The organism is Methylorubrum aminovorans (assembly GCF_022179725.1).
GTDB classification, from domain to species: Bacteria; Pseudomonadota; Alphaproteobacteria; order Rhizobiales; family Beijerinckiaceae; genus Methylobacterium; species Methylobacterium aminovorans.
In genome coordinates this window covers 1-13,123 of sequence record NZ_BPRC01000057.1, presented here as the reverse complement: position 1 = coordinate 13,123, position 13,123 = coordinate 1, and the positions used below count along the sequence as shown (strand labels likewise).

General features: G+C 63.8%; 11 protein-coding genes and 1 pseudogene. 4 read left to right on the top strand and 8 right to left on the bottom strand.

Annotation, left to right across the window (positions count from 1 at the left end; genetic code table 11):
* Positions 1 to 108: 108 nt before the first annotated feature.
* Positions 109 to 540 (top strand): annotated as a pseudogene (locus tag MFF24_RS27910) (IS5-like element ISMpo7 family transposase); the annotation flags it as partial.
* On the opposite strand, the gene MFF24_RS27905 reads toward MFF24_RS27910, so the two are convergent.
* From MFF24_RS27905 to MFF24_RS27875, 7 genes are all read right to left on the bottom strand, one after another.
* A protein-coding gene (locus MFF24_RS27905) for an IS3 family transposase (protein ID WP_238229124.1) occupies positions 492 to 1,729 on the bottom strand; the annotation gives its coding sequence in 2 pieces (ribosomal slippage) (positions 492 to 1,477 and positions 1,477 to 1,729; 1,239 coding nt in all). The pseudogene MFF24_RS27910 and the gene MFF24_RS27905 overlap by 49 nt on opposite strands.
* Positions 1,730 to 1,882: 153 nt before the next feature.
* The gene (locus MFF24_RS27900) at positions 1,883 to 2,503 is read right to left on the bottom strand and encodes a hypothetical protein (protein WP_142585247.1); all 621 of its coding nucleotides are present in this window, start codon (positions 2,501 to 2,503) and stop codon (positions 1,883 to 1,885) included.
* A gap of 192 nt (positions 2,504 to 2,695) precedes the next feature.
* Positions 2,696 to 3,319, bottom strand: coding sequence for an HdeD family acid-resistance protein (locus MFF24_RS27895; protein ID WP_425543157.1), 624 nt, complete (start codon positions 3,317 to 3,319; stop codon positions 2,696 to 2,698).
* A gap of 38 nt (positions 3,320 to 3,357) precedes the next feature.
* A complete protein-coding gene (locus MFF24_RS27890) occupies positions 3,358 to 4,530 on the bottom strand; it encodes an RNA polymerase sigma factor (RefSeq protein WP_238229122.1) in 1,173 nt (390 codons plus the stop codon).
* A 77-nt stretch (positions 4,531 to 4,607) separates the two neighbouring features.
* Positions 4,608 to 7,502: an ATP-dependent Clp protease ATP-binding subunit gene (locus tag MFF24_RS27885; protein ID WP_238229121.1), complete on the bottom strand. Its 2,895-nt coding sequence runs from the start codon at positions 7,500 to 7,502 to the stop codon at positions 4,608 to 4,610.
* Between the two features lie 64 nt (positions 7,503 to 7,566).
* Positions 7,567 to 9,399 carry an ATP-dependent zinc metalloprotease FtsH gene (gene ftsH / locus MFF24_RS27880; protein ID WP_238229120.1) on the bottom strand — a complete coding sequence of 611 codons (1,833 nt, stop codon included), beginning with the start codon at positions 9,397 to 9,399 and terminating at the stop codon, positions 7,567 to 7,569.
* Between the two features lie 5 nt (positions 9,400 to 9,404).
* Positions 9,405 to 9,842 carry a MarR family winged helix-turn-helix transcriptional regulator gene (locus MFF24_RS27875; protein WP_238229119.1) on the bottom strand — a complete coding sequence of 146 codons (438 nt, stop codon included), beginning with the start codon at positions 9,840 to 9,842 and terminating at the stop codon, positions 9,405 to 9,407.
* A gap of 200 nt (positions 9,843 to 10,042) precedes the next feature.
* Between MFF24_RS27875 and MFF24_RS27870 the strand changes: the two genes are divergently transcribed.
* Genes MFF24_RS27870 through MFF24_RS27860 form a run of 3 tightly spaced genes read left to right on the top strand, consistent with a single transcriptional unit; the run spans position 10,043 to position 11,393 of the window.
* A complete protein-coding gene (locus MFF24_RS27870; protein WP_238229118.1) occupies positions 10,043 to 10,468 on the top strand; it encodes an Hsp20/alpha crystallin family protein in 426 nt (141 codons plus the stop codon).
* 14 nt (positions 10,469 to 10,482) lie between these two features.
* The gene (locus tag MFF24_RS27865) at positions 10,483 to 10,881 is read left to right on the top strand and encodes an Hsp20/alpha crystallin family protein (protein ID WP_003603273.1); all 399 of its coding nucleotides are present in this window, start codon (positions 10,483 to 10,485) and stop codon (positions 10,879 to 10,881) included.
* Between the two features lie 20 nt (positions 10,882 to 10,901).
* On the top strand, positions 10,902 to 11,393 hold the full coding sequence (locus MFF24_RS27860; protein WP_011982931.1) for an Hsp20/alpha crystallin family protein: 492 nt from the start codon (positions 10,902 to 10,904) through the stop codon (positions 11,391 to 11,393).
* 365 nt (positions 11,394 to 11,758) lie between these two features.
* Here the strand turns inward: MFF24_RS27860 and MFF24_RS27855 are convergent, their stop codons facing one another.
* Entirely contained in the window at positions 11,759 to 12,967 is a 1,209-nt protein-coding gene (locus MFF24_RS27855) for an IS701 family transposase (protein ID WP_238229117.1), read from the bottom strand.
* Positions 12,968 to 13,123: the final 156 nt, after the last annotated feature.

Here is a 13,123-nt window from a genome sequence, read left to right as displayed (position 1 = left end):
AGGTCGATCCCCAACACCGTGATCGGCATCGTCTCGCTCCGTTCCTCATCTCCGCTACCCTGCCAGCCTAGCAGGGCAGCCCGGTGAGGGGCGGGCCATCCATAAAGGGGGGCTCGCACGCAGGCCATCGGCCCGTCGCGCGGCGGCCAGACGACCAAGGTCCACGCGCTCACCGACGTCCTCGGTCGCCCCGGCGTCCTTCTGCTGACGCCAGGCAACGCCAGCGACGTGACGACCGCGCCAGCCGTACTGGCCGAGGCGCCCGGCCGCATCCGCCGTCTGGCCGCCGACAAAGGCTACGACGCCGACTGGCTGCGCACCGATCTGCGGGAGGCAGGCATCACGCCCGTCATCCCGGGCAAGCGCGGCCGAAAGCGGAAGATCCGCCACGACAAGCGCCGCTACCGCGAGCGCTGGCGCATCGAGGCGACCTTCAACCGCCTCAAGGACTTCCGCCGCATCGCAACCCGTTACGACAAGCTCGCCCGCAACTACGCTTCCGCCCTCGCGCTCGCCGCCGTCATCGCCTTCTGGTGCTGATCGAGTCTCGACCCTAGAGTCTCGACCGTTTCTGTTACGCCGTTGGGCGCGGGTTGAGCAACGGGCGGAGACGCGAAGCCCTTATCGAGCGAAGCGTCGGAGCCGGTTGCGGTAAGGGTTCCGGCGAAGGCCGCCGGGGTCTGGTATCCGAGCGAGGAGTGCGGTCTCGCGGTGTTGAAGTCCTGCCTCCATTCGGCGATGGCGCTGCGGGCGTGGTCGAGGCCGAAGAACAGGCTCTCGTTCAAGAGCTCATCGCGCATCCGGCCGTTGAAGCTCTCGACGTAGCCATTCTGCATGGGCTTTCCGGGCGCGATGTAGTGCCACTCGACGCGATGATCCTTCGACCAGGCGAGGATCGCGTTCGAGGTGAACTCCGTGCCGTGGTCGGAGACGATCATGCCCGGCTTGCCGCGTCGGGAGATCAGGTCCGTCAGCTCACGAGCAACGCGGCGACCGGAGATCGACGTGTCCGGGATCGCTGCCAGGCATTCGCGCGTCACGTCATCGACGATGTTGAGCACACGGAAGCGCCGCCCGCAGGCGAACTGATCGTGCACGAAGTCCAGCGACCAGCGCGCGTTCGCCCTTGCCTCGACCAGGATCGGCGCCCGCGTGCCCACCGCGCGTCGCCGCGCCCGGCGCTTGCGCACCGTCAGGCCCTCCTCGCGGTAGAGCCGGTAGATGCGGTTGACGCCAGACGTCTCGCCCTCCCGCCGCAGCAGGACGAACAGGCGCCGGTAGCCGAAACGCCGGCGCTCGTTTGCGAGGTCACGCAGCTTGCCGCGCAACTCCGTCTCCGGCGGACGGCATGACCTGTAGCGGATCATCTTGCGATCGGCACCGACGAAGGAACAGGCCCGACGCTCCGACAGGCCCATGACGGCCTGCAGATGCGCGACGGCTTCGCGCTTGGCGGCGGGCCCTACCATTTTTTTGACAGAAGCTCGCGAAGTGCCGAGGCTTCCAGCATTTGGTCGGCCAGCAGCTTCTTCAGCTTCGCGTTCTCGTCTTCCAAGGCCTTCAGGCGCTTGGCGTCGGACACGTCCATCCCGCCATACTTGGCCTTCCAGTTATACAGCGTCGCCTCGCTGACACCGTGCTTGCGGGCCAGATCGCCCGCCTTCGCACCCGCCTCATGCTCGCGCAGAACGGCGATGATCTGCTCTTCAGTGAACCGCTTCCGCTTCATCTGTCCGTCCTTCAATCGAGGCCGGACTCTAATCTCAGATGGAGGAAAAACTCAGTGGCAGGTCAGTAGATGATTGCCGTCGGAACGTCCCAGGATGGCAGATCGGTTCCGGGAATTTTCGGCGGGAATGGTGGGCGATTATGGCCGCGCATATCAGTTCTCCCGGGAGTCGGTGGATACGAGAAGGTGACGTTCGAGATCGCCGAGTTTTTCCATTCGCCTCGAATTCAGGCGAACGGCGCGTTCGGTGTTCTGCGAAGGAAAGGCAGCAGCGTGCAGGACGTCCGACCGCATCGCTATCGTGAGATCGGCGACGGCATTCATCACGCCCTCTCCGTCCCCGTCCGAGAGCGTGCCGTCAGCAAAACCGGACTGCAAGCTCTCCAGTACCTGCTCGAAGCTGGACACGACCCCTGCACTCGCGACCACAGCCAGCTTGTGGCTGAGAACACGCAGTTCATCGATCAGCTTCGCATCGTGCCTTGCGGTTTCCACGATCTCTGCGACCTTCTCGATGCAGGCCATGTAAATGTCGCATTGCTGCTGGAGGATGATGACCCTTCCTTCCTTGCGAAGCTCGAGATCGGTCTGGCGATTGAGAAGCGCCGCGGTCAGAATGATCGTCACGACAGCGCCGAGGAAGATGAGCGTCATCTCCTGCGCGAAAGGCAGTATGTCTTCGGCAAGATACATCGAACGAAAAACGAAAACGATGCCGATGCCCAAGGCAGCGGCCGCAGCAGCAAATGCCAAGTCAGGCAGGCGGTTCGACATCAGCACCTCGCATTTTCGGTGCCAGGTGGCATGCACGGCTTTGCATCGGCGTCCGGCGCCTCTGCGTCCCGGTGCCGCAGGAAGATTGGCGTCGGACCGCTGCCGAACGGATTGAAGCCGGTGCTCAGGCAACGGTCGAAGATCGTTTCGTCCCATCGGGTGAAATCGTCCTCCTCGCCGGCAAGTCGCCCGTCATCCACCACAGGGCACCTCACGCCTTTGCCGATGGGGAGCGTCATCGAAGGCCGCACCGTCCGAACGATCCGCCTTGCGAAGCCGTAGCCCGAGGAGGATCATCATCACCCCGAAGACCGCGGCGTAGAAGCCGATCAGCCAGCCGAGCGCGAGGAAGCTTTCGACCGGGCGCGTCAGCAGCATCCAGGTCACGACGACACCGAGAACGACCGAGAGAAGGCCGCTCAGGATCAGCCAGATTTCGCCGTTGATTTCCTTTCGCAGGCGGATCGCTGCCGCGATCTCGAGGGCACCCGAGAACACGGACCAGAATGCGATGCTGGCCCAGAGGAATGTCGCAAGCACAAGCGTCGCGACAAAAGGCGAGACAACCACGACGACGCCCGTGGCGATGCCCAGAATGCCGCTGAACATCAGCCAGCCCCAGCGTTTGCCCTTGCGGATGTTACGTATCGCGGCGACGAGGCCGAACACGCCGTCGGCAAAGGCGAACGCGCCGAAGACCAGCGTGAGCGCCAGAAGCGCTTCCGCAGGCATGAGGACGGCGAGAACCGCGATCACCAGCGCCAGGATACCGCGCAGCACGAACAGCCACCAGTTCCCGGACAGGCTGCACAGCATGTCCTGCAACGTGTCGGATTGGTTTGCAGATGTTGTCGTCATTGGTCCATCTCCTGTTCAGGTTTCAACTCAGTAGTACCGATTGTCTCCGCGCCGGCCAGGGCGGCCGCCACGCGGCGGCGGTCCTCGACCGGTTGAGGCAGACACTGCGTCCGGGCGATTTCCCTTTCCACGGGCGCGCGCCCCGATGCCTCGCCGATCAACCCGGCTTCGACCAGCGTGCCGCGCAGTGTCTCCGCCGCGTTCTCTGCAATCTTCAACACTTCCGCCTCAGTGAGACCCAGGAGGTGCGCCGTCTCCGCGATCGTGGCGTCTTCCAGGTACATCCGATACAGGACGCGGCGCTCGACCGGAGCAAGATCTGCGATAGCCCGGTGCAGTGCCATGGCGATATCATGACGATCCACTTCGGTCTCGGGGTCTGTGCCGCCGTCGTCGGCGATGAGGTCCTCCAGGATCAGCACTTCGTCGGGCTGGTAGAACTCGAACATCGCCTGATCCGCCTCGGTCGGATCCTCCGCCGGGGCCTCGGGTTCCGCCTCGATGGAGGCGGCATCCTCAGGCACGGCGCGGCGGGCGGCGCGGGATTCTTCCTCGATGGTCTCAAAAGCCAGCCGTTTCAGCCAGTCGCCGACGGAAAACTCCGAAGGCCGATCCTCGAAGCGGGCCAGCCCCTTGAGGATCGTCGCATCGAAGAGACCGCGAACGCTCAGATATCCCTCCGGTACCGATCCGCTGCATTCGAGATAGGTCAACTCGCGCCTGACGGTGTCATAGATCGTATCGAGATGATCCTCGATCAGGTCAAAGAAGAGCTGGCGCCGGTCCGCTTCCGCCGCATCCCGCGCGGGCGGCAGCGGGGCGCCGATCCGGCGCCGGCGGGCGGGACGCTTGTATTCAGGCTCGTGCTTGAGGCGCGCCACATGCCGATCGACCTGGTGGCGCAGGTCGGCAAAGGCCTTGCGCAGGACAGGCTCGATCTCGAATCCCTCTTCCCGCGCCGCGATCACGCCCGACGGCAGTTGCAGGCGCAGGCTGACTTTGATGCGCTTCTTGCCCCTCGTCTGCGAGGCAACGACTTCGAGCCGGACCAGATCCTCGCGAAAGCGCGCAAGGTGCGGTTCAAGTTGCCGCACCTCCTCCTCGATGACCTCAGGCGCGCGCTGTTGGCCGTGCCGGTCGAGATTGCGGAATGATCTAATGACGTTCATGCCGTGGATCTTCCTATAACTCTCCGAAGAGATGGTCCGGCGCGACCGATATCGCGCCGGGCCAGTCTTTTGCGCTGTCACTCGGCGGACTTGTCGTCCTTGGACTGCACCTCATCCTCAACGCTGGGCTTCGGAACGTCCGTCTTGTTTTCGGCAACTTCGCTGGGCTCCTCGATCCCGGCCTTGGCCTGATCGTCCGGGCTGTCGTCACCGGTGTCCTTTACGATCTTTTCGAACACGACCCTCTGTTCGTCTTCCGACCAGGCGACGCGGACCTTGTCACCATCCTCGATCCGCCCGGAGAGCATCTCGCGGGCCAACTCGGTCTCCAACTCCGACCGGATCAGCCGGCGCAGCTCGCGGGCGCCGAATTCGGGGCGGAAGCCGACCGCGCCGAAGTGATCCACGACGCTCACGTCGAATTCGAGTTCGACGCCCTGGGTAAGGGCGGTCCGCTTCACCCGGTTGAGCTGCAACTCGACGATCTGGCGGATCTCCGACTGATTCAGCGAATGAAAGACGATGATCTCGTCGATCCGGTTGATGAACTCTGGCCGGAAATGACCGCGCAACACCTCCATCAGTTCGGATTTCTGCTTGGCCTCGTCGAACTCCCTGCTGCCGCGTTTCGTGAGGTTGCGCTGGATGATGTCCGAACCGAGGTTCGAGGTGGCGATGATGATGGTGTTAGTGAAGTCCACCACGCGGCCCTTGCCATCTGTCAGGCGGCCATCGTCGAAAACCTGAAGCAGGATGTTGTAGACATCGGGATGCGCCTTTTCGATCTCGTCGAGGAGCACGACCGAGTAGGGCCGACGGCGCACCTTCTCCGTCAGCTGCCCGCCTTCGTCGTATCCGACGTAGCCCGGAGGTGCGCCAACCAACCGGGCAACCGAGTGGCGCTCGCCATACTCCGACATGTCGATACGGATCAGCGCATCCTGGTCGCCGAAGATCACCTCCGCGAGCGTCTTGGCCAGTTCCGTCTTGCCAACCCCGGTTGGCCCGAGAAACAGGAAGGTCGCAGTCGGACCGGAACCTTCGCGCAGACCCGCACGCGCCAGGCGCACCGCATCGGCCACGGCGCGGATCGCTTCTTCCTGGCCGATGACGCGCTCGTGCAGCTTCTCCTCGAGCTTGAGGAGCTTGTCCTTCTCCTCGGTGGTCAGCTCCGTGACCGGAACGCCGGTGATCTTGGAGACGATCTGCGCGACGTGATCGGCGCGCACCTCGGCGGTCGCCGAAGCCTGGTCGCGCTTCCAGATTTCCAGAAGCTCGTCCAGCTCCTTCTGCTTCTGCTCCAGCTCCTTCTTCAGTTCTGCTGCTCGGTCGAATTGCTTGCGGGCTGCGGCATAGTCCTGTTCGCGCTTGATCTGCGCGACCTCGGCTTCGAGCTCCTGCACGTCCACGGGCCGCGCAGTGGCCGAGATCTTCACCCGCGCCGCGGCCTGGTCGATCAGGTCGATCGCCTTGTCGGGCATGAAGCGACCGGTGATATAGCGATCCGAAAGCTCCGCGGCGGCGATGATCGCCTCGTCGGTGATCGTCACCTTGTGGTGGCTTTCGAGCGTGTCGCGCAGCCCGCGCAGAATCATGATCGTCTGTGCGACCGTGGGTTCCTCGACATAAACCGGCTGGAATCGTCGCTCGAGCGCCGCGTCCTTCTCGATGTATTTCTGGTACTCGTTGAGCGTCGTCGCGCCGATCAGGTTCAGCTCGCCCCGCGCCAGCGCCGGCTTGAAGGTGTTGGCGATGTCGAGACCACCTTCGCCACCGCCCTGGCCGGCGCCGACGATGGTGTGGATCTCGTCGATGAACAGTATCAGGCTGTCCTTCTCCTCGGTGATCTCCTTGAGGATCTTCTGGACTCGCTCCTCGAACTCGCCGCGATACTTCGACCCGGCCACCATCGAGTTGATGTTGAGCTCGACCAGCCGCTTGTCGCGCAGCGCCTCGGGCACTTCGCCCGCGACGATCCGTTGTGCAAGTCCCTCGACGATGGCGGTCTTGCCCACGCCGGGCTCACCGATCAGCACCGGGTTGTTCTTTTTCCGGCGGGCCAGCACTTCGATCGTCGTCTCGATTTCGCGGGCGCGGCCGATGACGGGATCGAGCTTGCCATCGCGGGCGAGCTTCGTCAGGTCACGGCTGAACTGGTCGAGATCGGGGGTGTTCGACGGAGTCTCGACGCGGCCTTCCTCGGCTCCCTTGCCGACCACCTTCGTCACCTGCTGACGCAGCGCCTGCGGCGTCAACCCCAGCTTGCGCAGCATCGCCGCGGCCAGGCCTTCACCTTCCTCGGCAAGTCCGATCAGAAGGTGCTCGGGACCGACATAGGAATGGCCGAGTTCGTTAGACGCGATGAACGCGCGATTCAGCGCATCCTTGAGGCGCGGACTGACGCCGATCTCGCCCGACGCCTTGGCCTCTCCGCGCTTTGCGTCCTTCTCGATCTGCCGGCGCAGATCGTCCACATCGACCTTGAACTGTTCCAGGATCGTCTTGACGACGTCGGACGAGGTCAGCGCCAGAAGCAGATGTTCGGTATCGACCTCGCTGCGCCCGAATTCTCCTGCCTTCTGTGCGGCCTCCTGCAATAGTTTGTTGCCCTGTTCGCTCAGCCGGTCAGCGATGGTGCGTCCGCCGCCGCGCCGCGAACCACGCCGTGGCGTGCCCTCTCCGAAAGTGGCGTCGACGACCTCGTCATCACCGTCGCCCATGGAGCCCAGCGTGCCGCCCCGCAACGGGCTGTCGCCAAAGAGGCTGCCGAAACCGCTGTCGCCGAAGAACTCGTCAAGAAGGGAATGCCGTCCGAACAGGGACTCCAGCGGCGAGGCGCTGCGGCCCGACCGGCGCACCATCTCGCGGTAATGCTGGTCGCAAAGCTCCATGTTCTGAATTCTGCCGTTCACCGAGGCGCGCACGCGCGCCGTCGCCGGGCGACCGCAAATATCGCAAGCTCCGTTTGCCATTTGTCTTCTCCTTTATCTTTATCCAGTCAGGGTTATCCGCCGATCATCTGCGCCAGTGACAGTGTCACGCAGCGACCGCTTCCGTTCTTTTCACCTTGGACCCAATTGCCACCAGATCGGGCTCGTCCAGTGTCTCTCGTTGCAGGAGATCCTGCGCCGATTGCTCAAGAAGTTCCCGATTGGTTTCAAGAAGGGTGAGGGTGCGCTTGAAGACGCCATCCACGATGTCGCGCACCTTCAGGTCCATTCGCTCGGCCGTGGCCTCGCTGTAGCGGCGGTTGAGCCAGGACGCCTGATCGCCGGTGCCGAGAAAGCCGGGCCGATCGGTGTCATAGCTGACATGCCCGAGGTCTTCGTCCATCCCGTAACGCGCGACCATGGCGCGGGCGATATCGGTCGCCTTGACCAGATCGTCCGCCGCCCCAGTCGAGACATGATCGTAGATGATCTTCTCTGCCGCGCGCCCGCCAAGCAGGACTGCGATCTTGTTTTCGAGCTCCTCGCGCGTCATCAGGAAGCGGTCCTCGGTCGGCCGCTGGATCGTGTATCCGAGCGCGCCGATCCCGCGCGGTATGATTGAGACCTTGTGCACCGGATCCACCCCCGGCAGAGCCATCGCCACCAGGGCGTGCCCCATCTCGTGATGCGCCACGACCTCGCGTTCGCGCGGGTTCAGAACGCGGTTCTTCTTCTCGAGCCCAGCGACGATGCGTTCGACGGCATTGTTGAAGTCGTCCATCGTCACCGCCTCGGCCTTGCGGCGCGTCGCGAGCAGCGCGGCTTCGTTCACCAGATTGGCGAGGTCGGCCCCGGAGAAGCCGGGGGTCAGCGCCGCCACCTTGTCGGCATCGACATCTTGGGCGAGCTTCACCTTTTTCATGTGAACGCCAAGAATCTGGACACGTCCCTTCTTATCGGGCCGATCCACCAACACCTGCCGGTCGAAGCGGCCCGCGCGGAGAAGCGCGGGGTCGAGGATCTCGGGCCTGTTGGTGGCGGCCAGGAGCACGATGCCCACCGAAGGGTCGAAGCCGTCGAGCTCGGTCAGAAGCTGGTTCAGCGTCTGCTCACGCTCATCGTGGCCGCCAGCGACCTGGCCGGAGGAGCGCGCCCGCCCGAGAGCGTCGAGTTCGTCGATGAAGATAATCGCCGGCGCGGATTTCCGAGCCTGCTCGAAGAGGTCGCGCACCCGCGCGGCACCGACGCCCACGAACATCTCGACGAACTCTGATCCCGAGATCGAAAAGAAGGTCACGCCGGCCTCACCCGCCACCGCGCGCGCCAGCAGCGTCTTGCCGGTGCCCGGCGGCCCAACGAGCAATATGCCTTTGGGGATATGTGCGCCCAGCTTTCCGTATTCGGCCGGGTTCTTGAGGAACTCCACCACCTCCTCCAGCTCGGCCTTGGCCTCGTCCACGCCGGCCACGTGAGCGAAACTGACGCCGGTTTCCTTTTCCATGTAAATTTTGGCCTTGCTGCGGCCGACCTGCATGAAGCCGCCAAAGCCTTGCCGCTCGGCGAACTTTCGGAATAGGAGCATCCAGATTCCGAAGAAGACGAGCGCGGGCGCCACCCAGGACAGAATCGTGCCGATCAGCGTATTCTGCGGAACCCCGGTGATCTCCACCCCCGAGCGGTCGATCCGCGCCAGGATCGCGGGATTTACGATTGTGGTGATAAACTGTCGCTTGCCGCCAATCGGCTCTTTGAACGTGCCGGTGATCGCGTCTGATCCGACCGCAACCGAGGCGATCTTGCCATCGTTTAGGTAGGTCTCGAACTGGCTGTAGGTGATGGGGGCGACCGACTGCCAGCCGGCGATCAGGTTCTGGATGAGGAGGATCGCAAAGAAGGCGACGATCCAGTACCAGATGTTGTATTCGGTTCTCTTCTCCATGCCGATCAGCCTTGCCTCTGCATCAGCCGCATCCGGATCCGCTCGAGCAGCACAAGCAGGACGCGCCGTTCGTCCGGGGACAAATCCTGCAGGATTTCATCTTCTAACGCCGATTGCCGGGGCGCGAGCTCATCCAGCATCGCCCTAGTCTTTGGGGTTACCGTGACGATCTGCAACCGCCGGTCGCTGGGTGACGGCGACCGCTCGACCCAACCGCCCTTGACCATGCGATCGACGAGCTGGCCCGTAGTGGCTCGGCCTACCTCCAGCCGCCCGGCCAGATCGCCGATGGTCAGCCCGGGCGAATCCTCGACGTGTGCCGCCGCCATCCAGGACAGGCGAGTCAGGCCGCTATCGCCGATCTCGTTGTCGATCCGCTGCTGGATGAGCTGCGCGACCCGGTGGATCGTCGTCCCGATCAGCGCGATGTCCGAAGCGATCATGGGTATCCTTCCTCCGGCTGCATGACAAACAGGATAGACTGCCCTCTATCCAAGGTGCAACGCACGCAGCATATATGCTTGCACAATAAATGGAACGGCTTATCTTGATGGGCGGTCTCCGAACCGACGTCCGGCCGGCCAGGTTGCCCGACCGGACCATGCTGCCGGTTCGGGCATCGATCAGCTACAGGAGGCCAGCAATGCTCTATCCGACATATCTGCGCCGCAGCGATCCTTTTGCGCTGATGCGCTCCATGATGCGCGATCTCGACCGCGGTTTCTGGCCGCCGTCCCGCGCGGCGTTCCCGGCGGTAAATGTCTGGCAAGGCCCTGAGGCCGTTGCAGTCACCGCTGAACTTGCGGGTATCGAACCGGGCGACATTGAAATTTCGGTCAAGGACAACGTCCTGACGCTGTCGGGCGAACGCAAGGCGCCCGAGGTTCCCGACGGTGCGCGCTGGCACCGCAACGAACGCGTTTACGGCAGGTTTTCCCGCGCGATCCGGCTGCCGTTCGTGGCCTCGGATGACAAGGTCGAGGCGAGGATGGCGAACGGCGTATTGTGGATCGTTATCTCGCGGCCCGAGGAAACGAAGCCGAAGAAAATCGAGATCAAGGCAGCCTGAGAGGAGCTGGAACGATGAGCACCGACATCTCGCAAGCCGCCGAAAAGACGCCGACCGACTCGCCTGAGACCACCGGCGGCGGACGCATCTACCGCCCGTCGACCGATATCGTCGAGACCGATCAGGGTTTCTCCATGATGCTTGAAATGCCTGGGGTCGCCGCCGATGCGATCGAAATCACGCTCGAAAATCGTGTGTTGACGATCCGCGGCAAGGTTGACCCGGTGCGGCCGAAAAACCTCGAACTTGCCTATGCCGAATATGGCGAGGGCGATTTCGAGCGTGCCTTCACGCTTTCCGAGGACTTCGACCCCGACAGGATCGAAGCCGAGATGCGTGGAGGTGTCCTCACCCTGACGCTCCCCCGAGCCCCTGAAGCGCAGCCGAAAAGGATCGCCGTCAAGGGCGCCTGAAAACCGAAGGAGACCATATCATGCAGATCAAAGACCTCATCCCCTGGGCGCGCAAGGACGGCGCGCCAGACGCCAAGAGCAGCGAAGACAACCCGATCGCGACACTCCAGCGCGAAATGAACCATGTGTTCGAGAACTTTTGGAACCGGGTCGGTCAGTTCGAATGGCCCTGGGGCAGCGGCGAAGCCAAATCCGACATGGTCGAGACCGACAACGCGATCGAAGTGTCGATCGAGCTGCCGGGCATGGAGATGAAGGACATCGAGGTGACGGTCAACGATGACATGTTGACTGTGAAGGGGGAGAAGAAGATCGAGCGCCAGGTGGAGAAGAAGGGGTATTACCTGTCCGAGCGCAGCTACGGCGCGATCTACCGGACAATTCCGCTCCCTCCCGGTGTGGATGGCGAAAAGGCGCAGGCATCCTTCAAGAACGGGGTTCTGACGATCAAGCTGCCCCAGACACCCGAGGCGCAGGCGAAGATCAAGCGCATCGATGTCAAGAACGGCTGATTTGCCACATTGGGTGTCGCCGGTTTGCGGCGTCCGCTCAGCTCCGTTTGATATCACGCCGTCTGGTGAGCCCCGGGGAGCCTGTTTCTCCGGGGCGGCTTTCGAGGGGGAATGATGAAAGACCTGAAACGATCCGGGCTAGCATTACAGTTGCGTTTTTGTGCGTGTTGGCTGCCGGTTGGCCCGGCTTGGCTTCCGGCGCTGCCGCCGTTTGGCGTCTGACGCGCGTTGTTTGAGATGGGCCTGGCGGGCGGCCGCCTGATGGGCCCGTCGCCAGAGCGACCATGCGATGACGTGAGCGGGCTGAATGCGCCGCTGCGCCAGCCGCACCGCGATGCGACGGATCTCCTGCACCGACCAGCGGATCAGTGGGCGCGCCGTCTCGGCCGGGCTCGGCTTTTTGGGGGCGGCGCGTTGGCGTGATGGCGGATCACCGCCAGCAGGGCGAAGGCCATCATCACCAAGCTGACGTGCCGGTGCCAGCCGTGCCAGGAACGGGTCTCATTGTGAGCGAGCCCGAGTTCGGTCTTGGCCGTCTCGAACGCGTCCTCGATGCTCCAACGCCGTCCCTCGACGCTGACCAGGATCTGGATCGGCGTGCCGGCCGGGCACCAGGTCGTGAAGTAGGCCCGCTCACCATCGCTCAGGCTGCGGCGGATCAGGAGCCCCCGCGTCCACACGCCGGTCTGGTCGTAGGCGGCCCCATCGAGGTCGGCCAGTTCACAATAGGCCCAGTCATACAGCCGCGCGCCCTTCGTCCCGTCGCCCGCCGACAAGCGGGTCCAAGCCGACGGAGCCAGGCCATCCGCAATCGTCTCGGCGGTGCCGGCCACCAGCGGCTTGCCGGCCCAGGAGTTGAACGGGTGATCACTCTTAGCCCCGAGCACGTAACCCTTGCCCGCCCGCCGCAGCGCCATCTCGATGTCGCCGACCCCGTAGACGGTGTCGGCCGCCACCCAGGAAAACGGCACGCCGGCGGCCATCGCCCGCTCGATCATCGCCAGAGCCAATCCCGGCTTGGTTGCGAAGGGCGTCCCCTTCGGCACGTGGGCGGCGGCCAGCCGGGCTGGATCCGAGGTCCAAGTCTGGGGCAGGTACAAGGCCCGATCGATGAAGGCATGACCGTGCCGTGAGACATAGGCCGCGAACACGCCGATCTGACAGTTGGTGATCTTGCCGGCCGAGCCGGTGTACTGGCGATGCACACCGCACGAGGCCTTGCCCTGCTTCAGAAAGCCGGTCTCGTCGAGAACCAGAACCGCGTCCGGATCGGCCAGCGTCTCCAGAGCATAGTCACGCACCACGTCGCGCAGAGCGTCGGCGTCCCAGCGTCCGCGCCCAAGCACCGCCTGCTGGCGCCAGGGCCCCGGATCGCCCGCGGCTTCCGCCCGCATCCAACCCGTCTTGCGTCGCTCTGCGCCGAGCAGTCCATCCAGGAACGCTCCGGCCGAGGCGGCGACCCGGTCCTGGGTGAACAGAGGCCGCATGCGCCCCTTCACTTCCCAGAGCGACGAGGCCCACAACTCCAGCGTCGCCTCGACCGAACTCTCCGACGTCCATGATGCGCGAATCATGGCGACGCAAAGAGTCAGAACCTCGCCCAAAACGCAACTGTAATGCTAGGGTCAAAACCGCATCAAGGTGTTGCGTGGGCTGTAGTTTTATGATTCGAGGCTGCCGTTTGCAGCGCGGAGGCGGCGGTGGCGGATCTGTTCTGGCTCTCGGATGAG

Excerpts from the sequence above, each read along its gene's own strand:
- MFF24_RS27895 (WP_425543157.1), bottom strand. The coding sequence starts at position 3,319 with ATGCTGTGCAGCCTGTCCGGGAACTGGTGGCTGTTCGTGCTGCGCGGT.
- MFF24_RS27875 (WP_238229119.1), bottom strand. The coding sequence starts at position 9,842 with ATGATCGCTTCGGACATCGCGCTGATCGGGACGACGATCCACCGGGTC.
- MFF24_RS27865 (WP_003603273.1), top strand. The coding sequence starts at position 10,483 with ATGAGCACCGACATCTCGCAAGCCGCCGAAAAGACGCCGACCGACTCG.
- ftsH (WP_238229120.1), bottom strand. The coding sequence starts at position 9,399 with ATGGAGAAGAGAACCGAATACAACATCTGGTACTGGATCGTCGCCTTC.
- MFF24_RS27860 (WP_011982931.1), top strand. The coding sequence starts at position 10,902 with ATGCAGATCAAAGACCTCATCCCCTGGGCGCGCAAGGACGGCGCGCCA.
- MFF24_RS27855 (WP_238229117.1), bottom strand. The coding sequence starts at position 12,967 with ATGATTCGCGCATCATGGACGTCGGAGAGTTCGGTCGAGGCGACGCTG.
- MFF24_RS27885 (WP_238229121.1), bottom strand. The coding sequence starts at position 7,502 with ATGGCAAACGGAGCTTGCGATATTTGCGGTCGCCCGGCGACGGCGCGC.
- MFF24_RS27870 (WP_238229118.1), top strand. The coding sequence starts at position 10,043 with ATGCTCTATCCGACATATCTGCGCCGCAGCGATCCTTTTGCGCTGATG.
- MFF24_RS27900 (WP_142585247.1), bottom strand. The coding sequence starts at position 2,503 with ATGTCGAACCGCCTGCCTGACTTGGCATTTGCTGCTGCGGCCGCTGCC.
- MFF24_RS27890 (WP_238229122.1), bottom strand. The coding sequence starts at position 4,530 with ATGAACGTCATTAGATCATTCCGCAATCTCGACCGGCACGGCCAACAG.